The 23,140-nt window shown below is 56.9% G+C and carries 18 protein-coding genes; 8 read left to right on the forward strand and 10 right to left on the reverse strand.

Annotated elements, in window-relative coordinates; genetic code table 11:
* Nucleotides 1-133 precede the first annotated feature (133 nt).
* From ACOTZC_RS00775 to ACOTZC_RS00785, 3 genes are all read left to right on the forward strand, one after another.
* The gene (locus ACOTZC_RS00775; RefSeq protein ID WP_421635545.1) at nt 134-2,902 is read left to right on the forward strand and encodes a glycosyl hydrolase family 18 protein; all 2,769 of its coding nucleotides are present in this window, start codon (nt 134-136) and stop codon (nt 2,900-2,902) included.
* 132 nt (nt 2,903-3,034) lie between these two features.
* A complete protein-coding gene (iagB, locus tag ACOTZC_RS00780; protein WP_421635546.1) occupies nt 3,035-3,487 on the forward strand; it encodes a type III secretion system invasion protein IagB in 453 nt (150 codons plus the stop codon).
* Nucleotides 3,488-3,630: 143 nt separating this feature from the next.
* Nucleotides 3,631-5,454: a chitinase gene (locus ACOTZC_RS00785; RefSeq protein WP_045403626.1), complete on the forward strand. Its 1,824-nt coding sequence runs from the start codon at nt 3,631-3,633 to the stop codon at nt 5,452-5,454.
* Nucleotides 5,455-5,523: 69 nt separating this feature from the next.
* Here ACOTZC_RS00785 and ACOTZC_RS00790 read toward each other — a convergent pair whose 3' ends face one another.
* The 4 genes from ACOTZC_RS00790 to poxB all read right to left on the reverse strand — a co-directional run bounded on the left by ACOTZC_RS00790 (nt 5,524) and on the right by poxB (nt 10,835).
* Entirely contained in the window at nt 5,524-6,537 is a 1,014-nt protein-coding gene (locus tag ACOTZC_RS00790) for an NAD-dependent epimerase/dehydratase family protein (RefSeq protein ID WP_045354430.1), read from the reverse strand.
* Between the two features lie 92 nt (nt 6,538-6,629).
* Nucleotides 6,630-8,066: an SDR family oxidoreductase gene (locus tag ACOTZC_RS00795; RefSeq protein ID WP_248161340.1), complete on the reverse strand. Its 1,437-nt coding sequence runs from the start codon at nt 8,064-8,066 to the stop codon at nt 6,630-6,632.
* Nucleotides 8,067-8,076: 10 nt separating this feature from the next.
* Nucleotides 8,077-9,078, reverse strand: coding sequence for a low-specificity L-threonine aldolase (gene ltaE / locus ACOTZC_RS00800; RefSeq protein WP_109846001.1), 1,002 nt, complete (start codon nt 9,076-9,078; stop codon nt 8,077-8,079).
* Between the two features lie 38 nt (nt 9,079-9,116).
* Nucleotides 9,117-10,835, reverse strand: a complete 1,719-nt coding sequence (gene poxB / locus ACOTZC_RS00805) for a ubiquinone-dependent pyruvate dehydrogenase (protein ID WP_421635547.1) — start codon at nt 10,833-10,835, stop codon at nt 9,117-9,119.
* Nucleotides 10,836-10,986: 151 nt separating this feature from the next.
* On the opposite strand from poxB, the gene ACOTZC_RS00810 reads away from it, so the two are divergent.
* A complete protein-coding gene (locus tag ACOTZC_RS00810; protein ID WP_115874615.1) occupies nt 10,987-11,421 on the forward strand; it encodes a DoxX family protein in 435 nt (144 codons plus the stop codon).
* Between the two features lie 88 nt (nt 11,422-11,509).
* Here the strand turns inward: ACOTZC_RS00810 and hcr are convergent, their stop codons facing one another.
* The 4 genes from hcr to aqpZ form a co-directional block, all read right to left on the reverse strand.
* Entirely contained in the window at nt 11,510-12,478 is a 969-nt protein-coding gene (hcr, locus tag ACOTZC_RS00815) for an NADH oxidoreductase (protein WP_126302813.1), read from the reverse strand.
* 10 nt (nt 12,479-12,488) lie between these two features.
* Nucleotides 12,489-14,141: a hydroxylamine reductase gene (hcp, locus tag ACOTZC_RS00820; protein ID WP_045403612.1), complete on the reverse strand. Its 1,653-nt coding sequence runs from the start codon at nt 14,139-14,141 to the stop codon at nt 12,489-12,491.
* A 144-nt stretch (nt 14,142-14,285) separates the two neighbouring features.
* Entirely contained in the window at nt 14,286-15,185 is a 900-nt protein-coding gene (locus tag ACOTZC_RS00825; protein ID WP_033145072.1) for a lysine exporter LysO family protein, read from the reverse strand.
* Nucleotides 15,186-15,366: 181 nt separating this feature from the next.
* Entirely contained in the window at nt 15,367-16,062 is a 696-nt protein-coding gene (gene aqpZ, locus ACOTZC_RS00830; protein ID WP_163353641.1) for an aquaporin Z, read from the reverse strand.
* A 372-nt stretch (nt 16,063-16,434) separates the two neighbouring features.
* Between aqpZ and ACOTZC_RS00835 the strand changes: the two genes are divergently transcribed.
* Nucleotides 16,435-18,093: an ATP-dependent endonuclease gene (locus tag ACOTZC_RS00835; RefSeq protein WP_163353642.1), complete on the forward strand. Its 1,659-nt coding sequence runs from the start codon at nt 16,435-16,437 to the stop codon at nt 18,091-18,093.
* Here ACOTZC_RS00835 and ACOTZC_RS00840 read toward each other — a convergent pair.
* Nucleotides 18,090-19,046: a VirK/YbjX family protein gene (locus ACOTZC_RS00840; protein WP_163353643.1), complete on the reverse strand. Its 957-nt coding sequence runs from the start codon at nt 19,044-19,046 to the stop codon at nt 18,090-18,092. The genes ACOTZC_RS00835 and ACOTZC_RS00840 overlap by 4 nt on opposite strands.
* Before the next feature lie 159 nt (nt 19,047-19,205).
* On the opposite strand from ACOTZC_RS00840, the gene macA reads away from it, so the two are divergent.
* Nucleotides 19,206-20,321 carry a macrolide transporter subunit MacA gene (gene macA, locus ACOTZC_RS00845; RefSeq protein ID WP_045619541.1) on the forward strand — a complete coding sequence of 372 codons (1,116 nt, stop codon included), beginning with the start codon at nt 19,206-19,208 and terminating at the stop codon, nt 20,319-20,321.
* On the forward strand, nt 20,318-22,258 hold the full coding sequence (gene macB / locus ACOTZC_RS00850) for a macrolide ABC transporter ATP-binding protein/permease MacB (RefSeq protein WP_421635548.1): 1,941 nt from the start codon (nt 20,318-20,320) through the stop codon (nt 22,256-22,258). Before macA ends, macB begins: the two co-directional genes overlap by 4 nt.
* A 70-nt stretch (nt 22,259-22,328) precedes the next feature.
* Here macB and cspD read toward each other — a convergent pair whose 3' ends face one another.
* Entirely contained in the window at nt 22,329-22,550 is a 222-nt protein-coding gene (cspD, locus tag ACOTZC_RS00855) for a cold shock-like protein CspD (RefSeq protein ID WP_006809408.1), read from the reverse strand.
* A 267-nt stretch (nt 22,551-22,817) separates the two neighbouring features.
* On the opposite strand from cspD, the gene clpS reads away from it, so the two are divergent.
* Complete coding sequence (gene clpS, locus ACOTZC_RS00860) at nt 22,818-23,138, forward strand: ATP-dependent Clp protease adapter ClpS (RefSeq protein WP_006174393.1); 321 nt, start codon at nt 22,818-22,820, stop codon at nt 23,136-23,138.
* Nucleotides 23,139-23,140 lie beyond the last annotated feature (2 nt).

Consider the following 23,140-nt stretch of genomic DNA (forward strand, 5'->3'; position numbering starts at 1 on the left):
CGGCGTAATAATAAGAAGGTCTTTCATGAACCAGAAGCGTTCATGATTAATTTATCAGTCAATAACGTTCGTCCATGTTTAATGGAAAAGCATGGGTATTTAATTTCACAAATCGTATTATCAGGATCAAATAATGAAATTTCTGAAGCCTAAATATCTGGCACTCTTCGTTGCAGCGGCTGCAAGCCCGGTGTTCGCAGCAGTGCCCGGTAAAGCAACTATCGCCAGTGGTAATGATAAATTTGCCATTGTTGAAGTTGATCAGTCTGCTTCTGCTTACAACAACCTCGTCAAAGTTCATGATGGCGCCGATGTTAAAGTGCAGTGGGACGTCTGGAGCGGCGCGGCGCCGACTTCAGCGAAAGTGCTGCTTGACGGCAAAACCGTCTGGACCGGCGCAGGCAGCATGTCCGGCACGGCTACGTTTAAAGTGAAGAAAGGCGGTCGCTATCAGGAAACGGTTGAGCTCTGCAATGCCAGCGGCTGCAGCACCAGTGCCAGCAAACTGATTATCGTCGCGGATACCGACGGTAGCCATCTGCTGCCACTCAACACCACCATGCAGGAAAATAACAAAACCCTCTCTAAGCACACCGATAAAGTGGTGGGGGCTTATTTCCCTGAGTGGGGTGTTTACGACCGTAACTTCCCCGTGGACAAAATTCCGGCGGCTAACCTTAACCACATTCTGTACGGCTTCATTCCAATCTGCGGTGGCGACGGCATCAACGACAGCCTGAAAACCATCGAAGGCGGTAACAGCTTCGAAGCGCTGAAACGCGCCTGTGCGGGCCGTCAGGACTTCCAGGTGGCGATTCACGACCCGTGGGCCGCCCTGCAGAAACCTCAGGCTGGCGTCAGCAACTGGGACGACCCCTACAAAGGCAACTTCGGCCAGCTGATGGCGATGAAGAAAGCCAATCCAGGGCTGAAAGTGCTGCCGTCTATCGGTGGCTGGACGCTGTCTGACCCGTTCTTCAAAATGCACGACCCGGCGATCCGCGCGCGCTTCGTCGCGTCCGTAAAAGATTTCCTGAAAACCTGGAAATTCTTCGACGGCGTAGACATCGACTGGGAATTCCCTGGCGGCGGCGGTCAGAACGAAACGCTGGGCAACCCGCAGCAGGATAAAGAGACGTATACCGCACTGATGCGCGAACTGCGCACCATGATGAATGAACTGTCAGCCGAAACCGGCCGTACCTTTGAACTGACCTCAGCAATCGGTTCAGGCAGCGACAAAATTGAAGACGTTGATTACACCGCTGCCCAGCAGTACATGGATCATATCTTCCTGATGAGCTACGACTTCTACGGCGGCTGGAGCAACACCGATCTGGGTCATCAGGCGGCACTGCGTGCGCCGGCGAACAAACCGGATACTAATTACACCACCGAAAACGGCGTGAATGCGCTGCTGGCACAGGGCGTACAGCCCGGCAAAATTGTCGTGGGGACGGCCATGTACGGTCGCGGCTGGACCGGCGTTCACGGTTACAGCAATAACAACCCGTTCACCGGCACGGCAACGGGCATGGTGAAAGGGACCTGGGAGCCGGGCGTGGTTGACTATCGTCAGATCGTTAACGAGTACAAAGGCAAAGCGGGCTGGGAATACAACTATGATGCCACCGCTGAAGCGCCGTATCTGTTTAACAAAACCACCGGCGATCTGATCACCTATGAAGACGCGCGTTCCGCAACGGCGAAAGGTCAGTATGTGCTGGCGAAAAACCTGGGCGGTCTGTTTGCCTGGTCCATCGACTCCGATACCGGAGACATTCTGAACGCGATGAATGAAAGCCTGACGGGCGGCGGCGCTGCGCCGGTTGATCCGGTAGTAACCAACCATGCGCCTGTGGCGACTGCCGCTGACCAGAGCGTAACCGGTCCGGCGACGGTGACGCTGGATGGCTCGGCTTCCACCGATCCGGATGGCGATGCCATCACCTACAAGTGGACGCAGATCTCTGGTCCATCCGTGACCATCACCAACAGCACCAAAGCGAAAGCGACCTTTAACGTTGCCGCTGTCACCAGTAACCAGACTCTGGCGTTCCGCCTGACGGTTACTGACGCGAAAGGGTTGAGCAGCACTGCTGACGTCCAGGTCGTGAACAAAGCGCCGAAAGCAAACCAGGCGCCGGTTGTGAACCAGATGGAAGCCGTGACGCTGGAAGCTGGCCAGAGCTACTCTCTGCACGCTCAGGCGAGCGATCCAGATGGCGACGCGCTGACCTACTCCTGGAGCGTTCCTGCGAATATGCAGGCGACAGGCGCAGACACCGCGAACCTGAACATCACCGCACCGGACGTGGACACGGAATCAACTTACACGCTGACCGTGGTGGTAAGCGATGGCAAGTCCAGCGTACAGACTAACGTACAGGTGACGGTAACGCCTAAAGCGGCGGAAGCGCCGTCTGACGAAGGCAACACCCCATCCGATGAAGGCAACACGCCGTCTGACGAAGGCAACACCCCTTCCGATGAAGGGAATACGCCGTCTGACGAAGGTAACACCCCATCCGATGAAGGTAACACGCCGTCTGACGAAGGTTCTGCCATCAATAGCTGCGATAAGCCAGTTGACGCTAACGCCAGCAAATATGCGGCCTGGAGCGCAAGCAAGGTTTACAACGCGGGGAATACCGTCAGCTTCGACAACCTGGTCTGGAAAGCAAAATACTGGACTCAGGGCAACCAGCCGGGCTTCGGTGTGGATGCATGGGAGCTGGTAAGTCAGGTGAAATTCAACTGGCGCTCCGACGTGGTTTATAACGGCGGCGACACCACTACCTACAACGGTTACACCTACACCGCGAAATGGTGGACGAAGGGTGATAAACCAGGTAGCAGCGATGTATGGGTGAAAAAAGGCCCGGCGACTGACTGCCAGTAAGCCACTGCTATAACGATGCGGGTAAGAAATTTGCCCGCTATTACGGTCCACGTCCCGAGACGGACGTGGGCCGTAAATCAGGAAAAGAGTAATAACCGCGTAAGGAGACAATGAAAAAGAGCCGGACTGAAAATGAAAACGTTATTTTTATTGTTGCTGGTAATAAGCCATAGCGTCTTTGCCAACTGCTGGGATAAAGCCGCCAGTTATTATCATGTGGATCCTTATCTGTTGTATGCCATTGCTAATGTTGAATCGGGAATGAATCCCAACGCGATTGGACAGAATAATGATGGCTCGCGTGATGTCGGCCTGATGCAGATTAACAGCTCACATTTTTCCGAGCTGGAGCGAAAAGGCATTAATGAGTACCGGTTAATTACCGAGCCCTGCACCTCGATTATGGTTGGCGCATCGATATTATCCGGAATGATTAAAGTTTATGGCTATAACTGGGAGGCGGTCGGCGCCTATAACGCGGGACTGAAAAAAGAGAATTTCGCGCAGCGCATGGTCTATGCCCGCAAGGTCTGGAATAAATATCAGAAGTTAAAACGTAGCACCAGCAACCGTTATTATTATTGATTTTTATTTTTTGAAGAGTACCGACTGGTGTTCTTCATAAAACGAAAACTGCTCCCGGGTTTATTTATTAAATGATTAATAAATAAACCGCGAAACAAATTAACTTTTATAGACCCTTAATATCCTTAAGAGGACCATTGAATATGAACAAAAGGACATTACTCAGTGTTCTTATTGCGGGCGCATGTGTTGCACCGTTTATGGCTCAGGCAACCCTGCTGCAGGCCAGCAGCGAACCTTACACCGTTAAGGCCAGCGATCTGCAGAAGAAAGAGCAGGAGTTGACCAACTTCCCGCTTATGGCTTCAGTGAAGTCAACCATCCGCACGCTGGACAACAGCCTGGTGGAACAAATTGAGCCGGGGAAATCGACAAACCCGGAAAACGTCAAGCGCGTGGAAGGGATTATCAAGGCCAGCGACTGGGATTACCTCTTCCCACTGCGTGCGCCGGAATATACTTACAGCAACTTCCTGAAAGCGGTGGGTAAATTCCCGGCGCTGTGCCAGACCTATACCGATGGTCGTAACAGCGATGCCATCTGCCGTAAGTCTCTGGCAACCATGTTTGCGCACTTCGCGCAGGAAACCGGCGGCCACGAGTCGTGGCGTCCGGAAGCCGAGTGGCGACAGGCGCTGGTCTACGTGCGTGAGATGGGCTGGAGCGAAGGTCAGAAGGGCGGCTACAACGGTGAATGTAACCCGGATGTCTGGCAGGGTCAGACCTGGCCGTGCGGTAAAGACAAAGATGGCGATTTCGTTAGCTACTTTGGTCGCGGTGCGAAACAGCTCTCCTATAACTACAACTACGGCCCGTTCTCTGAAGCGATGTACGGCGACGTCCGTGTACTGCTGGACAAACCTGAGCTGGTGGCGGACACCTGGCTGAACCTTGCTTCCGCGATCTTCTTCTTCGCCTACCCGCAGCCGCCAAAACCGAGCATGCTGCAGGTTATCGACGGCACCTGGCAGCCGAACGATCACGATAAGGCGAATGGTCTGGTACCGGGCTTCGGCGTGACCACGCAGATCATCAACGGCGGCGTGGAGTGCGGTGGTCCGACTGAGATCGCCCAGTCTCAAAACCGTATCAAATATTACAAAGAGTTCGCCAACTACCTGAAAGTACCAGTTCCTTCTAACGAAGTGCTGGGCTGCGCCAACATGAAACAATTCGACGAAGGCGGTGCCGGCGCGCTGAAGATCTACTGGGAACAGGACTGGGGATGGAGCGCGGATACTCCGTCAGGCCAGACCTACTCTTGCCAGCTGGTGGGTTACCAGACGCCATTCAGCGCCTTTAAAGAGGGTGACTACACCAAATGCGTGAAGCATTACTTCAATGTCAACGTGGTGGGTGAAGACGGGACTTCCGACGGCGGTAGCGTCACGCCAACGCCGACCCCTGTCGACCCAACGGACGAAGGCAATACCACGCCGGTGCCAGACGATAACACCCCGGCTCCGGACGATAATACGCCAGCGCCGGTAAACCATGCGCCGGTAGCAAAAATCGCCGGTCCGGTGGGTGCGGTTGAAGCGGGTAAATCTGTTTCTCTGAACGCGTCTGGCTCGACTGACGAAGACGGTGACCACCTGACTTATACCTGGACGGCTCCGAACGGTCAGACCGTAAGCGGCGAAGATAAAGCGATTATTACCTTCAATGCGCCGGAAGTGGCTGCGGCGACGCAGTACCCGATCAACCTTACCGTCAGTGACGGCGAGCTGAGCAGCACCACAACCTATACGCTGAACGTACAGGCTAAGCAGACCAACGGCGGCCAAACCGGGACTTACCCGACCTGGACCTCCAAAACCAAATGGAAAGCGGGCGATATCGTGAACAACCGCGGCCAGCTGTTCCAGTGCAAACCTTATCCGTACAGCGGCTGGTGCAATAACGCGCCATCCTACTACGAGCCAGGTAAAGGGATTGCATGGCAGGACGCGTGGACTGCGCTGTAATCAGCAAAATGACAAACGGCAACCTTCGGGTTGCCGTTTTTTTCTCGTCGTAAAAATGCAGGACCCGATCTACCGATGAAGCTTCCCGTGATCCCGCAGCCACGCCGCCGTACGCGTAATCCCTTCATCCAGCGTCACGATCGGTTTGTACCCAAGCTCGTTCTCCGCTCGCGAAATATCCAGCGTGAAATCAAAGTTAAGCTTTGATACGCCGTAATGCGTCAGCGCAGGCTCTTTGGCCGATTTACTACCAAAACGCTCCATGCTGCGGGCAATCATATCCAGCATTGGGTAAGGGACTGAACGGATGCGGCAGTCGATCTGCAGCTCGTCAATTAAGCGCTGCACAATGCTGCGCAGCGTGCAGGGTTCGCCGTTCGTGATGTTGTAGGCGCGACCGGAGATGAGCTTATCGCAGTCCGGCTGGCTTGCCAGCCACATGGCGTGGACGGCGTTTTCGTAATAGGTCATATCCACCAGCGCATCGCCGCCGCGCGGCAGCAGCACGCTGCCGTAGTGGTGCATCATCTGCGCCAGGCGCGGAATAAACACTTTGTCGTGCGGCCCGAACAGGCTCTGCGGACGTAAGACCGTAAAACGGGTGTGCGGGTTCGACTGTGCCAGCAGGTCAATCACCTCTTCGCTGGCCGCCTTGCTGCGGGCAAACTCGCAGGCAAAGCGAGCAGGGCGGAAATCTTCCTGCACGTCACGATGGTGGTGATAGTCGAAATAGAGTGACGGTGACGAGATATGAATAAAGTTACGCACGCCCCAGGCAACGGCCCATTCACCCAGACGGCGGGTAGCCCGCACGTTGGCGAGATCGAAGGCTTCCTGGGTCCCCCATGGGGAGGTAAAACTGGAACAGTGCCACAGCGTGTCGATACCGGCGAGCATCACTTTCGCCTGCGAGGAGACCAGCTCCGTCAGGTCAGCATGGACGAACTCCGCGCCCATTTTTTGCAGCAGTTTTCCCATCGCTTCGTTGCGACCTGTAGCCCTGACGCTGATGCCCTTGTTGCGCAGAAATTCGACCGCATTTCGGCCTAAGCCGCTGGTCGCCCCGGTAACCAGTACCTTCATAGCTATCCACTGTGTTGAAAAGAATTTCGTGCGCATTCTTTCGTGAATTACGGCGCTATGCAATGGGAAAGGTGAAAGAAAGAGAGTTTTATTTAGATCTTTTCCGTCTTTTGTTCTGCCCGTTGCGCAATGCGTTTCGCCATTCCCCGGAAGATAAACAGGTGGGCAGGGATCATCAACAGCCAGTAGAACAGACCCGGCATTCCGTGGGGATGCCACCAGGCGCGGACGTCCAGTTCACGACAATCGCCTTTGTCTTTCAGGGTAAAGCAGAGCCGGCCCAGCCCCGGGGCTTTCATACCGAACAGCAGTGCCAGCTGTTTTTCCGGCTCGACGATGATGACCTTCCAGCTGTCAACCGCATCGCCCAACTCAAGATACGGGCGTGCTGGGCGGCCTTTTGCCAGCCTGTGCCCCACCAGCAGATCCATTGCCCCGCGCGTTTGCCAGAGGATATTGCCGAAGAAATAACCGTCTTTGCCGCCAATCTGGTTCACCACCTCCCACAGCGCGGCCAGGCTGGTGTGGGTTCTCACCGTGCAGCCCGCCTGTTTCGGGTAATAGCCGTACTCCGGGCGCCAGCGGGCAAACGCCTGGGCGTCGTAACCCCAGTCGCTGGAGTTCACCAGCTGCTCTTCTTCTTTCAGCGTATTGCGCACGGCATCGTCAAAGCGGATCAGGTCCTGGGGAATGAGTGCCCGCAGTTCGCGATCGTCCGCCAGTAAATCGTGTTTGAGCCCCTGGATCAGCGCTTTGGCGGTCGTCGGCGGCACCGAGGTGATGACATTCAAAAACCATACCGAAATCCAGCGGGTCGGAAAGGGGATGGGGATCAGCCAGCGGCGGCGGCCGCTGACGCGCATGAAATGCTCGAACTGCTCCTGATAGCTCAGCACTTCAGGACCTGCCGCCTCGAGCACGCGGTGTTGCTCTGCCGGATGATCCAGCAGGGCTACCAAATAGTGCAGCAAATTTTCCAGCGCAATCGGCGTGGTGCGCGAGCGCACCCAGCGCGGTGGCGTGAGCACCGGCAGGTTGTAGACCATATCGCGCATCACTTCGAAGGCGGCGGAGCCCGCGCCGACGATGATCCCGGCGCGCAGTTCGGTGACGGGGATATTCGCCCCGCGCAGGGTTTCGGCCGTCAGCTGGCGGGCGCGCAGGTGATCGGACTGCTCGTGTTCAGGCGCCTGGAGCGAGCTTAAAAAAATGACCTGCTTCACCGGGGTTTGCATCAGGGCATCGCGGACGTTCATCGCCACCTGCCGCTCGTGGGCGATAAAATCTCCGCCTTCACCCATGCTGTGCACCAGGTAGTAAAGCGTGTCGACCCCTTCCAGCAGGGCGGGAAGTTCCTTCGGCCAGTTGAGGTCAACGCTGTGGCAGGTAACGCCAGGCAAACTAAGCTTTTGCAGGCGTTCGGTGTTGCGTGCCGCTGCCAGCACCAGGTGCCCCTGCTGGCTTAACGCCGCGGTGAGATGCTGACCGATGTACCCGCTGGCGCCGAGCACCAGAATTCGTTGCGGCACGTGATGCTCCTTATCGCTGTAAAAACGCCTGCCAGTGTTTCACCACGTCGGCCAGCTGTTCGCGGCTCACGTCGAGATGCATGACCAGACGCACGACGGGTGAGGCGTTGATCAGCACGCCACGTGATTTCATAAATTCGCCCAGCGCGGCGGCGCGGTCATCGCCCACGCGTACGAACAGCATGTTGGTGTCGTGGCGCATCACCTCGGCGCCAATCTCGCGCAGCTGCGTAGCCATCCACGCGGCGTTGTCGTGATCGTCCTTCAGGCGCGCCACGTTGTTTTTCAGGGCATACAGCCCGGCCGCCGCCAGAATACCCGCCTGACGCATGCCGCCGCCGGTCATTTTGCGCCAGCGGTTGGCGCGCTTGATGTAGTCCGCGTTGCCCACCAGCAGAGAGCCCACCGGCGTGCCCAGCCCTTTGGAGAGGCAGATGGTGAACGAGTCGCAGTATTGCGCAATCTCTTTCAGCTCGCAGCCGTACTCCACGACGGCATTAAAGATGCGCGCGCCGTCAACGTGCAAGCCGAGCCCGCGCTCGCGGGTGAATTCCCACGCTGCTTTCAGGTATTCGCGCGGCAGGACTTTGCCGTTGTGGGTGTTTTCGAGGCTGAGCAGCCGGGTGCGGGCGAAGTGAATATCGTCGGCTTTGATTTTCGCCGCGACTTTATCGAGCGGCAGGGAACCGTCCGGCGCGGCGTCAATCGGCTGGGGCTGAATGCTGCCGAGCACGGCGGCACCGCCTGCTTCATACAGATAGTTATGCGCGCCCTGGCCGACGATATACTCTTCACCGCGCTCGCAGTGGCTGAGCAGCGCGACCAGGTTAGCCTGCGTTCCGGTCGGCAGGAACAGCGCGGCCTCCTTGCCGCTCAGTTCAGCCGCGTAGCGCTGCAGTTCGTTGACCGTCGGGTCATCGCCGTAGACGTCATCCCCGACCGGGGCGGCCATCATCTCTTCGAGCATGGCGCGGCTCGGGCGGGTTACGGTATCACTGCGTAAATCAATCATTTCACATCCCTTTATTTTAAGAGGTCGTGCGAAATGTTTTACCTGAGCCAGTTGGTTTTTGCCAGTTCGATCACCTCGTCACCGCGCCCGCTGATGATGGCGCGCAGCATATACAGGCTAAAGCCTTTAGCCTGCTCAAGCTTGATCTGCGGCGGGATCGCAAGCTCCTCTTTGGCGACGACAACATCCACCAGCACAGGGCCGTCAATGGAAAACGCACGCTGCAGGGCTTCGTCCACCTCTGAGGCTTTCTCCACGCGAATACCGGTGATGCCGCAGGCTTCGGCGATGCGCGCGAAGTTGGTGTCGTGCAGCTCGGTGCCGTCCGTGAGATAGCCTCCGGCCTTCATCTCCATCGCCACGAAGCCCAGCACGCTGTTGTTGAAAACCACAATTTTCAGCGGCAGCTTCATCTGCACCACCGACAGGAAATCCCCCATCAGCATGCTGAACCCGCCGTCGCCGCACATCGCCACGACCTGACGCTCCGGCGCCGTCGCTTTTGCGCCCAGCGCCTGCGGCATGGCGTTGGCCATCGAACCGTGGTTGAACGAGCCGAGCAGGCGGCGTTTGCCGTTCATCTTCAGATAGCGTGCCGCCCAGACGGTTGGCGTGCCCACGTCGCAGGTAAATATGGCATCGTCGTCAGCGAAATGGCTGATCTGCTGCGCCAGGTACTGCGGGTGAATGGCTTTGTCGCTCGGTTTGGCGAGATCGTCCAGCCCCTTGCGGGCATCGCGATAGTCGCTTAGCGCCTTATCAAGGAACTTGCGATCGGTTTTCTCTTCCAGCAGCGGCAGCAGGGCGGAAAGGGTGGATTTGATATCGCCCACCAGCGCCATATCGACCTTGCTGTGCGCGCCGATACTGGCAGGGTTGATATCAATTTGAATGATTTTGGCATCCGTCGGGTAGAACGCGCGATACGGGAACTGGGTACCAAGCAGGATCAGCGTGTCGGCGTTCATCATGGTGTGGAAGCCTGAAGAAAAACCGATCAGTCCGGTCATGCCAACATCGTAGGGGTTGTCGTACTCGACGTGCTCTTTGCCGCGCAGGGCGTGGACAATCGGCGCTTTCAGCTTACCGGCAAATTCCAGCAGCTCCTTGTGCGCGCCAGCGCAGCCGCTGCCGCACATCAGGGCGATATTGCTGGAGTAACGCAACAGCTGCGCCAGCTTTTTTAGCTCCTCTTCTGCTGGCGTGACGACGGGCTGCGGGGCGTGATACCAGTGAGTGCTTGCCCCTTCTGGCGCAGCCTTGAGGGCCACATCGCCCGGAATAACGACCACAGAAACGCCGCGATTCAGCACGGCTTTACGCATGGCGATCGCCAGCACCTGAGGGATCTGCTCCGGGGATGAAACCAGCTCGCAATAATGGCTGCATTCACGGAACAGCTCCTGCGGATGCGTCTCCTGAAAATAGCCGCTGCCGATTTCGGAAGAGGGGATATGAGCGGCAATCGCCAGCACCGGCACGTGATTGCGGTGGCAGTCGAAGAGGCCGTTGATCAGGTGCAGGTTACCCGGCCCGCAGGATCCGGCGCAGACGGCCAGTTCACCCGTAAGCTGCGCTTCAGCGCCTGCGGCGAAGGCGGCAACCTCTTCATGGCGGGTCGGCATCCATTCGATGGTCTTCATCTTGTTGAGGCTGTCGCTGAGTCCGTTCAGGGAGTCGCCGGTGACGCCCCAGATACATTTTACGCCAGCCTGTTCGAGCGTTTTCGCTATATATGCAGCCACGGTTTGTTTCATGGTTGTCCGTCTCCTTTTTGTGATAACGCTTACAAGCTTAGAAGAAAGTCTCCGTATTGCCCGTCGCATCCCCACAATTAAAAGGTGCTTTTCACGCGCAATTATTCGGCATAATCTGGGAGTGCCTCAGTTAAAACAGGAATAATTTCAAATGGTTAAATCATTGTTAATTGCTGTTAATGAAAAGCTATCGTGCGACGATCTTGGCAAACTCTTGTTACGACTTGCCGTCGGCGGGCTGATGCTTTTTCATGGTTTGCACAAGCTTTTTGGCGGCGTGGGGTTTATCAGCGGCATGCTGGTGGAAAAAGGGCTGCCGGGATTTATCGCCTACGGCGTGTTGGTTGGCGAAGTCGTGGCGCCGATCTTGATTATTGTCGGGCTGTTTACGCGCCCGGCCGCGCTGGTGCTGGCGTTTACGATGATTGTGGCGTGGCTGATGGTGGGAATGGGTGAAACGTTCGCCCTTGATAAGGTTGGGGCATGGGCGATTGAAAGCCTGGTGTACTTCTTTATCGGCTCGCTGGCTGTCGCGTTTTTAGGGGCAGGGCGGTTTGCGCTGGGTAAAGCGCCCGCGTGGCGGTAAAATTGCAGGTCGGGTAAACGCAGTACCGCCCGGCAAAAAAGCCCGGTGGCGCTGACGCTTACCGGGCCTACGAACGAACGTTTATCGTTTATGCGAGGACCAAATCCCCCTGCGGATGGCACGAGCACGCCAGCACGTAACCCTCGGCAATTTCCGCGTCGGACAGCGTCATGGTGCTGGTGACGGTGTACTCACCGGAAACCACTTTGGTTTTACAGCAGCCACACACGCCAGCACGACAGGCAGCCGCTACCGGCACCTTGTTGCTTTCCAGCGCCTCCAGCAGCGTGGTCCCCACGCGGCCAAAGAAGGTCTGGGCAGGCTGCAGTTTGGTGAACCTAACGCCGCTGCTTGCCGCTTCCGCCACCGGCGTGAAGAACTGCTCTTTGAAGAAGCGGGTTACGCCAAGCGCTTTCACTTCTTCTTCCACGATAGCCATGAACGGCGCCGGGCCGCAGGTCATCACCGTTCGGTTCGCAACATCCGGCACGCTTTGCAGCAGCTCGCGGCTCAGGCGACCGGGCACAAAACCGTGGGTCGCGTTGTGCTCAGCCACCAGCGTCACCGGATATTCACGCCACTCCTCGGCGAAAATCACATCTTCCGGGGAACGGACGCTGAAGATCGCCTGCACGTCGGCCTGGGGGCGGTTCTTCGCCAGCCAGCGGCGCATTGACATAATCGGCGTTACGCCACAGCCCGCCGCCAGCAGCAGGAATTTATCGTCAGCTTTGTCGTCACAGGTGAATTCCCCCTGCGCGTCGGACAGCCAGATGTAATCCCCGCGCTTCACGTCCTGCGTCAGCCACTGGGAGCCCGCGCCGTCGTCAATGCGGCGGACGGTGAGCGTAATGTATTCGCTCACGCCCGGCGTCGAGGAGATCGTGTAGGCGCGCAGGGTGTCCGCCGAATTGCGAATGCTGACCAGCGCATACTGGCCTGCACGATATGGATAGTAGTCATGGCACAACAGCGACAGCGTCCACACATCCGGCGTCTCCTGATGGATGTGATGAACCTGCATCCGCCACGGGCATTGTGAGGTTGGCATGGTCATGAATCCCTCCTTACGCGCTCAGCAGCTGCTTCATATCGTCTTCAACGTTGGTCACGGAACGCAGACCGAATTTCTCGTTCAGCACGGCCAGCAGGTCCGGCGTCAGGAAGCCTGGCGCGGTCGGTCCGGTCACGATGTTGGTGACGCCAAGAGAGAGCAGGGTCAGCAGAATGACAATCGCCTTCTGCTCAAACCATGACAGCACCAGCGACAGCGGCAGGTCGTTCACGCCGCAGCCCAGTTTCTCCGCCAGGGTGACCGCCAGAATGATGGCCGAGTAAGCATCGTTACACTGGCCCGCATCGATCAGGCGCGGCAGACCTTCGATGTCGCCGAAATCCAGCTTGTTGAAACGGTATTTGCCACACGCCAGGGTCAGGATCAGGCAGTCTTCCGGCACGCGGGTGGCGAAATCGGTGAAATAGTTACGCTCGCCGCGCGCGCCGTCGCAGCCGCCGACGAGGAAGATGTGGCGCAGCTTTTCACGGCTGACGAGATCGATCAGCGAATCAGCGGCACCCAGCAGGGTTTTACGACCAAATCCGACGGTGATGAGATGTGGGATCTCGGTGTACGGGAAGCCCGCCATCTGCTGCGCCTGGGCGATAACCGGACCGAAATCGTCACCTTCAAGATGGCTCACGCCCGGCCAGCCGACGATGCTGCGGGTCCAGATGCGGTCATCGTACGCGCCGACGGTCGGGTCGATGATGCAGTTAGAGGTCATCACGATAGGGCCAGGGAAGCGGGCGAACTCCACCTGCTGGTTCTGCCAGCCGCTGCCGTAGTTACCGATCAGATGCTTAAATTTACGCAGTTCCGGGTAGCCGTGTGCCGGCAGCATTTCGCCGTGGGTATAAACGTTAACGCCGGTGCCTTCGGTTTGCTTCAGCAGGTTGTAGAGATCTTTCAGGTCGTGACCGGAAATCAGAATGCACTTGCCTTCGGTTGCCTTGACGTTGACCTGCGTCGGCGTCGGGTGGCCGTAGGTGCTGGTTTCACCGGCGTCAAGAATGCTCATCACGCGGAAGTTCATCTGGCCGATTTCCATTGAGCATTCCAGCAGGGCATTCATATCGGCAGGCCAGGTACCCAGCCACGCCATGATTTTGTGGTACTGGGCGTAAATCTCATTGTCGTACTGACCCAGAACGTGCGCGTGTTCCATATAGGCCGCAGCGCCTTTCAGGCCGTACAGGCACAGCAGGCGCAGGCCGAGAATGTTCTCGCCAATCGCCGCTTTGTCTTTATTCGGGGTGAACTCTGCCGCCTGACGCTGGAGGTCGCCGAGATCGTCGCTGACCAGCTGCAGTTCAGACATCGGGTTTTCCACGCGGGCGCTGGCGTCCGCCTTCAGGCACTGGGCTTTCAGCGCTTCACGCAGGGCAATCGCTTCGCGGGCATAGCCGACAATGCGCGGAGAGTCGAAGTTAACGTTGGTCAGCGTGGAGAAGAAGGCGCGCGGGGCGAAGCTGTCGACGTAGTGGTCGACAATGCCGTATTCGCGGGCTTTGAACGCCCAGGCGGAAAGGCCTTGCAGAGCCGCAATCAGCAGGTCCTGCAGGTCAGATGTTTCTGCGGTTTTGCCGCACATACCCTGTGCGTAAGAGCAGCCATTGCCTGCCGGGGTACGGATGGTTTGTTCACATTGCACACAAAACATAATCACACCTGTTAAAGTTATATTTAATATACATGTTTAAGGTTATGCCTGTGCCAGAACGGAGAAAAGGGCTTTCTGCTACAAAATAGAGGGAGATTGATTTAGCGCAATTTTGGCGGCAGGAAACCTACCGCCAAAGAAGTATCAGGCAGAGAAGAAGGCCATCAGGACCGGAACCAGCAGGCTTAAAATAAAGCCGTGCACGATAGCCGCGGGAACCATCTCCAGCCCTCCTGAGCGTTGTAGTACCGGCAGGGTAAAGTCCATCGACGTTGCGCCGCACAGGCCCAGCGCGGTAGAACGACTGCGGCGAACCAGGCTCGGGATCAGCATGATGGCAATCAGCTCGCGCGCCAGATCGTTAAAGAAGGCGGCGCTGCCGATCACCGGGCCGAATGATTCGGTCAGCAGAATACCGGAGAGGGAGTACCAGCCAAAACCGGATGCCATCGCCAGGCCGGTTTTCAGCGGCAGATCGAGAATAAAGGCGTTGATGACGCCCGCCACCATTGAACTGGCGACAACCATAACGGCAACCATCATCCCCCGACGGTTGAGGACAATTTGTTTCAGCGTCATGCCATTATTTCGCAGCTGAATACCGATCAGGAACAGCAGGAAGATCAGCGTATATTCACTGGCCTCAGTCGCGTGCTGTAAAAATGCCCAACCGGTCAGCCCAAGAAGAAAACCGAGCACCACGACGCCGCATAATTTTAATGATTCCAGCGCCATTGCAATTCGTGAAGGGAGTTTTTCCTGATGGTGGTGATTTTTCCATGGAATAGTGCGTTCCAGCCACAGCAGCGCGGCAATATTGCACAGCAAAATAACCACCACGGTGACGACAGAATAATGGAGGATGGAGAGTAAATTCGCCGACAGGTTGTCCAGAAATGCCAGGCTAATCCCCATAAAGAAAAGAATAACGTAGACAATCCAGCTCAGGAATCGATTAATGAGCCTTAATGCGGATTCACGATGCAGCGGAATAAGATAGCCCACGATCAAGGGCAGCAAAATGATGAGGAGTCCTGAAAACATGAACAGCCGGTCCTTTTGAGTATCGGTTAAGCGCCAGTGACACTACCCAATAAAGGCTGTTCAGTAAAGCGGCAAAAGAAAGCCGGGTGGCGGCTACGCCTTACCCGGCTTGTGTCTATGTGGGGTGTGCGGCCTGTGGCCCTCACCGTGGCCCTCTCCCACGGGGAGAGGGAGGGAAAGATTAATCGCGTTTTTCCAGCAGGGTGCGATACAGCACGCCACCCAGGATACCGCCGATAATTGGCATCACCCAGAACAGCCACAGCTGCTCAAGCGCCCAGCCGGCCTGGAAGATGGCGACGGCGGTGCTGCGTGCCGGGTTAACGGAGGTGTTGGTGACCGGAATAGAAATCAGGTGGATAAGCGTCAGCGCCAGACCAATGGCAATCGGGGCAAAACCGGCTGGCGCGTGTTTGTCCGTTGCGCCGTGGATCACCAGCAGGAAGCCGGCGGTCAGCACGATTTCAATCACGATGGCAGACAGCATGGAGTAACCGCCCGGAGAGTGTTCGCCGAAGCCGTTAGAGGCAAAGCCGCTGGCCGCCGCGTCGAAGCCGGCTTTACCGCTGGCAATCACGTACAGAACGCCCGCCGCAATAATACCGCCAACTACCTGCGCCACAATGTAGCCAATTACGTCTTTCGCCGGGAAACGGCCGCCCGCCCATAAACCTAACGTCACTGCCGGGTTAAAATGACCGCCGGAAATATGTCCCACGGCAAATGCCATGGTTAATACGGTTAAACCAAACGCCAGCGCGACGCCGACAAAACCGATACCTAATTCCGGGAATGCTGCTGCCAGAACGGCGCTACCGCAGCCACCAAATACCAGCCAGAATGTACCAAAGCATTCTGCTGCCAATTTTCTAAACATAACCACCTCAAATAATTATCCGCACGCATTCCCGCGCACGGGATATATCGCCATAAAGGGATGACGACTCAAAGAGCCCGTATTTTAAAAACCAACAACACCCCTTCGCCACTTAAATAAATTCGATTAATTTGATTTAAGGCAATGTGATGTCAATCCTTGTTCAAATCAGCGGTAAATAGAGCATAGACCAATTTGCGGGCGGTAGTATCTTGTGAGATGCGGGTTATTTCAAATGAAACCTGATGGATAAATTCTGAATTTTTCGTGCTTCCGCCAGGATATGGAGGCGGATTGCAGTGTCAAGCCCGTGTGCATCCCGCTATACTGCTGATTACTTAAAGGAAAAAGTGATCATATCGCGGGGGATTTATGCTTCTCGAACGTGTGGAAATTGTCGGGTTTCGCGGTATTAACCGCCTGTCGCTGCAGCTGGAGCAGAACAACGTCCTGATCGGCGAGAACGCGTGGGGTAAGTCCAGCCTGCTGGATGCATTGACGCTACTGCTTTCGCCCGAAGACGATCTGTATCACTTCGTTCGCGATGATTTCTGGTTTCCGCCCGGCGACGTAACGGGGCGCGAGAAGCACCTGCATATCATCCTGACGTTCCGCGAATCCGAGCCCGGACGTCACCGCGTGCGTCGCTTCCGCCCGCTGTCACCCTGCTGGGTACCGTGCGATGACGGTTTCCACCGGATTTTCTATCGGCTTGAAGGTGAGATGGCGGAGAACGAAGGGGTACTCACCCTGCGTGATTTTCTCGATGAGAAAGCCAACCCGATCTCGCTGGACAATATCGACGATCTGGCCCGTCACCTGATCCGCCTGACGCCGGTGTTACGCCTGCGCGATGCGCGCTTTATGCGGCGTATTCGTAACGGAACCGTACCCAATATGCCGGAAGTTGAAGTCACCGCCCGCGAGCTGGATTTTCTGGCCAGAGAGCTGGTGTCGCGCCCGCAGAATCTGACCGACGGTCAAATTCGTCAGGGGTTGTCCGCAATGGTGCAACTCCTGGAGCACTATTTTTCCGAGCAGGGAACCTCGGAGTCGCGCCACCGTCTGATGCGCCGCCGCTCTCATGATGAGCAGCGAAGCTGGCGTTATCTCGACATCATTAACCGGATGATCGACCGGCCCGGCGGCCGTACCCATCGGGTGATTTTGCTGGGTCTGTTTTCAACGCTTCTGCAGGCCAAAGGCACCGTTCGTCTTGACCGGGACGCCCGGCCGCTGCTGCTGGTGGAAGACCCGGAAACGCGCCTGCATCCCATCATGCTCTCCGTGGCATGGCATCTGCTGAACCTGCTGCCGCTCCAGCGCATTACGACCACCAATTCCGGAGAGTTATTATCGCTGACGCCGGTTGAACACGTCTGTCGCCTGGTGCGTGAATCCTCCCGCGTCTCCGCTTTCCGGCTTGGGGCGGGCGGTTTGAATGCGGAAGACGGGCGGCGCATCGCGTTTCATATTCGCTTTAACCGGGCGTCGTCGCTCTTTGCCCGCTGCTGGCTGCTAGTGGAGGGGGAAACGGAAACCTGGGTCATCAACGAGCTGGCGCGCCAATGCGGCCACCACTTTGATGCGGAAGGCATTAAGGTGATCGAATTCGCCCAGTCGGGATTAAAGCCGCTGATAAAATTCGCCCGCCGGATGGGGATCGAGTGGCACGTTCTGGTAGACGGTGATGAGGCGGGTAAAAAATATGCCTCGACCGTGCGGAGCCTGCTGAATAACGAGCGCGAGGAAGAGCGCGACCATTTAACCATGCTCCCCGCGATGGACATGGAACACTTTATGTATCGTCAGGGGTTCGACGACGTCTTCCACCGCATTGCCATGGTGCCGGTCGATGTCCCGATGAACATGCGGCGGGTGATCGCCAAAGCCATTCACCGTTCGTCAAAACCGGATTTAGCCATTGAAGTGGCGACGGAAGCGGGCAGGCGGGGCGTGGAGGCGGTACCGACCCTGCTACGGAAGATGTTCTCCCGCGTGCTGTGGCTGGCACGCGGGAAAGCGGATTAGCGTTGGGTCGCCTGTTTCATCTGCTGAATCAGGCTATCCAGCAGCGCGTAGCGGCGGCGATATTCGGAGCGTTTTTTGCTGGCGATCTCTTCCATCGGTTTACGCGGCATGACGAGTGGCAGCATAAAATTACCGTTATCCTGCTTTTCACCGCCGATGGAGAGCCAGAAACTGTCGTAATCGGCCAACAGTTTGCCCTCTTTTTTCTTGCGGTAGCGCCAGCTGCGATAAATATGGGTATCGTTACTGACGGCGACAATCTGCTCTACCGGGAACGCGGCGCCGAGCGTCATGGCGGCCTCGACCAGCAGACGTTTCGGGAACAGGCCGTGGCAGGCTTTCGTCGCTCCCTGGATCAGCTCATGGGGAACATGCGCTTTTGCGCCCTGCAAACCGCCAATGAACAGCGTCGTTTTTCCCTCAAACTGGCATAGCGTAAAGGTCATCTCCGCCAGCGCCGTATTTTGACTGTCACAGAAAACGAGGGTAGCTTCTCCCTCTTTATCCATAAACGCGTCGGCACACAGGCGGACGGTAAATTGCTGTTCATCTTTTCCGGTTAAGGTCAGCAGGGACACGCCCTGCTTTGAAAGGTAACCCTTTGTCAGCGTCGCCGGCAGCTGGCGGCACATCATCTGATAGTGCCAGGACAGCGATTCCAGCACACGCTGTCGATCCATATTGACCGTTAACCACGGACGATGAAGGCGGCAGGGCAGCCCAGGCTGAACCTGGAGCATTTGCATCAAGTGCGGATGTTTCGCAAGATCAGACAGCAGGCGAGCGGTGCTGAGCGGTGTCGCCAGTGAACGCAGCATGAACTTGCGTCGATAGGCGGTTTTTTCCCATGCCAGCCCGGGTGCGATCTCACCGAAAGCCAGGTTTTTGAAGAGCTGCCAGCCGGATTTTGGCTGCGGCAGGTTTGAAAGTGATGTATCGACGATAGAAGACATGGTAGATCCTCATCCTTTTGGAATATCGCTATTTCAGCAGGAGAAATGTCAACATCTCGTAAACAAATTAGGACGATTTCGGAGAACAGGGCTTTCGTTGAAGAGTCGTTTAGTTAGAATCAACGCTTATCATTGCCAGAACATTTATTTGGAATATTTATGAACCTCAAGGGAAAACGCAGAACGCTGTTTCTGCTGCTGGCGGTCGTGGTTTTAGCCGGTGGGTACTGGCTATGGCAGGTGCTGAATGCGCCGGCGCCGCAGTATCAGACGCTGATTGTTCGCCCGGGCGAACTGCAGCAAAACGTCCTCGCGACGGGCAAGCTTGACGCTTTGCGCAAGGTTGACGTCGGGGCGCAGGTCAGCGGCCAGCTGAAAACGCTGTCGGTTGAGATTGGCGACAAGGTGAAAAAAGGCCAGCTGCTCGGCGTTATTGATCCTGAGCAGGCTGAGAACCAGATCCGCGAGGTGGAAGCCACGCTGATGGAGCTGCGCGCGCAGCGTGCGCAGGCGCTGGCAGAACGTAACCTGGCTCAGGTAACGTTGACCCGTCAGCAGGCGCTGGCCAAAACCCAGGCTATTTCGAAACAGGATTTAGATACTGCCACCACTGAACTGGCGGTAAAACAGGCGCAAATTGGCACGATTGACGCGCAGATCAAACGCAATCAGGCCTCGCTGGATACGGCAAAAACCAACCTCGACTACACCAAAATCGTCGCGCCGATGGCGGGTGAAGTGACCCAGATCACCACGCTGCAGGGCCAGACGGTGATTGCCGCGCAGCAGGCGCCGAACATTCTGACCCTGGCGGACATGAGCACCATGCTGGTCAAAGCCCAGGTTTCAGAGGCGGATGTGATCCATCTTAAGCCGGGGCAGAACGCCTGGTTTACGGTGCTTGGCGACCCGCAGACGCGCTACGAAGGCGTGCTTAAAGACATTCTGCCGACGCCGGAGAAAGTTAACGACGCTATCTTCTACTATGCCCGCTTTGAGGTGCCAAACCCGCAGGGCGTGCTGCGTCTGGACATGACCGCACAGGTGCATATCCAGCTGACCGGCGTGAAGAACGTGCTGACCATTCCGCTCTCTGCGCTCGGCGAGTCCGCCGGTGATAGTCGTTATAAAGTGAAAGTGCTGCGCAACGGCGAAACGCGCGAGCGCGAGGTCGTGATCGGCGCGCGCAACGACACCGACGTGGTGGTGGTGAAAGGACTGGAAGAGGGCGAGGAGGTTGTTGTCAGCGAAACCCTGCCCGGAGCCGCTAAATGACGGCGCTGCTTGAGCTAAATAACATTCGTCGCAGCTATCCGTCAGGCGACGGCCCGGTGGAGGTGCTGAAGGGCATCTCCCTGCGCGTGGAGGCGGGCGAGATGGTGGCGATTGTCGGCGCGTCGGGTTCCGGTAAATCGACGCTGATGAACATTCTCGGCTGTCTGGATAAACCGACCAGCGGGACCTATCGCGTGGCCGGGACGGATGTCTCCACGCTGGACGGCGACGCGCTGGCGAAGCTGCGCCGGGAACACTTCGGCTTTATCTTCCAGCGTTACCATCTGCTTTCTCACCTTAACGCGGCCCAGAACGTGGAAGTGCCCGCGGTGTATGCGGGCGTCGAACGGAAAAAGCGCCTTGAGCGCGCGCAGATGCTGCTGACGCGTCTGGGGCTGGCGGAGCGGGTGGAGTACCTGCCCTCGCAGCTGTCCGGCGGCCAGCAGCAGCGCGTGAGTATTGCCCGGGCACTGATGAACGGCGGGCAGGTGATCCTCGCGGATGAACCGACCGGCGCGCTCGACAGCCACTCCGGCGAAGAGGTGATGGCGATCCTCCATCAGCTTCGCGATCGGGGGCACACGGTGATTATCGTTACCCACGATCCGCAGGTGGCGGCGCAGGCGGAACGCATTATTGAGATCCACGACGGCGAGCTGGTCAGCAATCCACCGCCGCGTGAGTCCAGGGCTGCGGCGCCGAAAGAAGCGCTACCGGCATCAACCGGCTGGGGACAGTTCTCCAGCGGCTTTCGCGAAGCGCTGACCATGGCCTGGCTGGCGATGGCGGCTAACAAAATGCGTACCCTGCTGACGATGCTCGGCATCATTATTGGTATCGCCTCGGTGGTATCGATCGTGGTGGTGGGCGACGCGGCCAAGCAGCTGGTGCTGGCCGATATCCGCGCCATCGGCACTAATACCATTGACGTCTATCCGGGCAAAGATTTTGGTGACGACGAGCCGCAGTATCAGCAGGCGCTGAAGTATGACGATCTGGGGGCAATTCAGAAGCAGCCGTGGGTGAACTCCGCCACGCCTGCGGTGTCGCAGAACCTGCGTCTGCGCGTGGGGAATGTTGACGTGGCCGCCAGCGCGAACGGCGTGAGCGGGGACTATTTCAACGTCTACGGCATGACCTTCAGCGAAGGCGCTACCTTCAACGCCGAGCAGCTGGCGGGCAGGGCGCAGGTGGTGGTGCTGGACGCGAACTCGCGCAGGCAGCTCTTCCCCAATAAAGCCAGCGTGGTGGGCGAAGTGATCCTGGTCGGCAACATGCCCGCCACGGTCATTGGCGTGGCGGAAGAGAAGCAGTCGATGTTTGGCAGCAGCAAGATCCTGCGCGTCTGGCTGCCCTATACCACCATCTCCGGGCGGATTATGGGGCAGTCATGGCTCAACTCCATCACCGTACGCGTGAAGGAGGGCTACGACAGCGCGCTCGCCGAACAGCAGCTTGAGCGACTGTTAACCCTGCGCCACGGGAAGAAAGATTTCTTCACCTGGAATATGGACGGCCTCTTGAAAACGGCGGAAAAGACCACACGTACTCTTCAGCTGTTTCTCACGCTGGTGGCGGTGATCTCGCTGGTCGTCGGCGGCATCGGGGTGATGAATATCATGCTGGTGTCGGTCACCGAGCGCACGCGAGAGATCGGTATTCGCATGGCGGTCGGCGCCCGGGCCAGCGATGTGCTGCAGCAGTTTTTGATTGAGGCGGTTCTGGTGTGTCTGGTCGGCGGGGCGATGGGCATTGCGCTCTCGATGATGATCGCGTTTGCGCTCCAGCTCTTTTTACCCGGCTGGGAGATTGTCTTCTCACCGGTTGCCATTATCACCGCGTTTTTGTGTTCGACCTTTACCGGCATTTTGTTTGGCTGGTTGCCCGCCCGCAACGCGGCGCGGCTGGATCCGGTGGACGCGCTGGCTCGGGAATAACCCGAAAATAAAAATGCCAGCCGATCGGGCTGGCATTTTGACTGCGGGATGTACACAATAAAACAGAGAGCTATGCAACCGTCTCTGCTTCAACGGGTACGATTAGGCTTGCATGATTGCCTTTTGGTCCCTGATGTACATCGAACCGGACGGACTGCCCGGCTTTGAGCGTTCTGTAACCATCCATCTGAATGGTGGAATAGTGAGCGAAGATATCCTCGCCGCCGCCTTCGGGGCAGATGAAGCCAAACCCTTTGGCGTTGTTGAACCACTTAACAGTACCCATTTCCATGCTTCGACATCCTTAGTAAATCTTATAAGTTAAGATGGAATGAACCGGTGGTGGAGTGGGGGCTGTTCAAAACCTCGCCATCTCACGCTTGTACAATTTAGAGAAACGAAAGAAGTCGTCAAGCGTTTGGCGCTGGAGATGGGACAATAATCAACCAAAGTTTGAAGCAGTTAACGCTATTGCAACAGTTTGTGACAGACATCGCGGATGACAGTAATAGATGATTGTTATCTAACATCTGAGGTAGATTCAAAGTGGTTATGCATAATGGGTAAGACCAACGATTGGCTGGATTTCGACCAGCTGGCGGAAGACAAAGTGCGCGACGCGCTAAAACCGCCATCTATGTATAAAGTTATGTTAATGAACGATGATTACACGCCGATGGAATTTGTTATTGACGTGCTACAAAAGTTCTTTTCTTATGATGTAGAACGTGCAACGCAACTGATGCTTACCGTTCATTATCGTGGCAAAGCTATCTGCGGCATCTTCACAGCCGAAGTGGCGGAAACCAAAGTGGCGATGGTGAACGACTATGCGAGGGAGAACGAGCATCCGTTGCTGTGTACGCTGGAAAAGGCCTGATA

It is taken from the genome of Enterobacter cloacae complex sp. SHL009 (assembly GCF_049237205.1).
Lineage (GTDB): Bacteria > Pseudomonadota > Gammaproteobacteria > Enterobacterales > Enterobacteriaceae > Enterobacter > Enterobacter cloacae_M.

What these genes read in the sequence shown, in the direction of transcription:
- ACOTZC_RS00775 (WP_421635545.1), top strand. Translation starts at nt 134, where the DNA reads ATGAAATTTCTGAAGCCTAAATATCTGGCACTCTTCGTTGCAGCGGCT.
- iagB (WP_421635546.1), top strand. Translation starts at nt 3,035, where the DNA reads ATGAAAACGTTATTTTTATTGTTGCTGGTAATAAGCCATAGCGTCTTT.
- ACOTZC_RS00785 (WP_045403626.1), top strand. Translation starts at nt 3,631, where the DNA reads ATGAACAAAAGGACATTACTCAGTGTTCTTATTGCGGGCGCATGTGTT.
- ACOTZC_RS00790 (WP_045354430.1), bottom strand. Translation starts at nt 6,537, where the DNA reads ATGAAGGTACTGGTTACCGGGGCGACCAGCGGCTTAGGCCGAAATGCG.
- ltaE (WP_109846001.1), bottom strand. Translation starts at nt 9,078, where the DNA reads ATGATTGATTTACGCAGTGATACCGTAACCCGCCCGAGCCGCGCCATG.
- poxB (WP_421635547.1), bottom strand. Translation starts at nt 10,835, where the DNA reads ATGAAACAAACCGTGGCTGCATATATAGCGAAAACGCTCGAACAGGCT.
- ACOTZC_RS00810 (WP_115874615.1), top strand. Translation starts at nt 10,987, where the DNA reads ATGGTTAAATCATTGTTAATTGCTGTTAATGAAAAGCTATCGTGCGAC.
- hcr (WP_126302813.1), bottom strand. Translation starts at nt 12,478, where the DNA reads ATGACCATGCCAACCTCACAATGCCCGTGGCGGATGCAGGTTCATCAC.
- hcp (WP_045403612.1), bottom strand. Translation starts at nt 14,141, where the DNA reads ATGTTTTGTGTGCAATGTGAACAAACCATCCGTACCCCGGCAGGCAAT.
- ACOTZC_RS00825 (WP_033145072.1), bottom strand. Translation starts at nt 15,185, where the DNA reads ATGTTTTCAGGACTCCTCATCATTTTGCTGCCCTTGATCGTGGGCTAT.
- aqpZ (WP_163353641.1), bottom strand. Translation starts at nt 16,062, where the DNA reads ATGTTTAGAAAATTGGCAGCAGAATGCTTTGGTACATTCTGGCTGGTA.
- ACOTZC_RS00835 (WP_163353642.1), top strand. Translation starts at nt 16,435, where the DNA reads ATGCTTCTCGAACGTGTGGAAATTGTCGGGTTTCGCGGTATTAACCGC.
- ACOTZC_RS00840 (WP_163353643.1), bottom strand. Translation starts at nt 19,046, where the DNA reads ATGTCTTCTATCGTCGATACATCACTTTCAAACCTGCCGCAGCCAAAA.
- macA (WP_045619541.1), top strand. Translation starts at nt 19,206, where the DNA reads ATGAACCTCAAGGGAAAACGCAGAACGCTGTTTCTGCTGCTGGCGGTC.
- macB (WP_421635548.1), top strand. Translation starts at nt 20,318, where the DNA reads ATGACGGCGCTGCTTGAGCTAAATAACATTCGTCGCAGCTATCCGTCA.
- cspD (WP_006809408.1), bottom strand. Translation starts at nt 22,550, where the DNA reads ATGGAAATGGGTACTGTTAAGTGGTTCAACAACGCCAAAGGGTTTGGC.
- clpS (WP_006174393.1), top strand. Translation starts at nt 22,818, where the DNA reads ATGGGTAAGACCAACGATTGGCTGGATTTCGACCAGCTGGCGGAAGAC.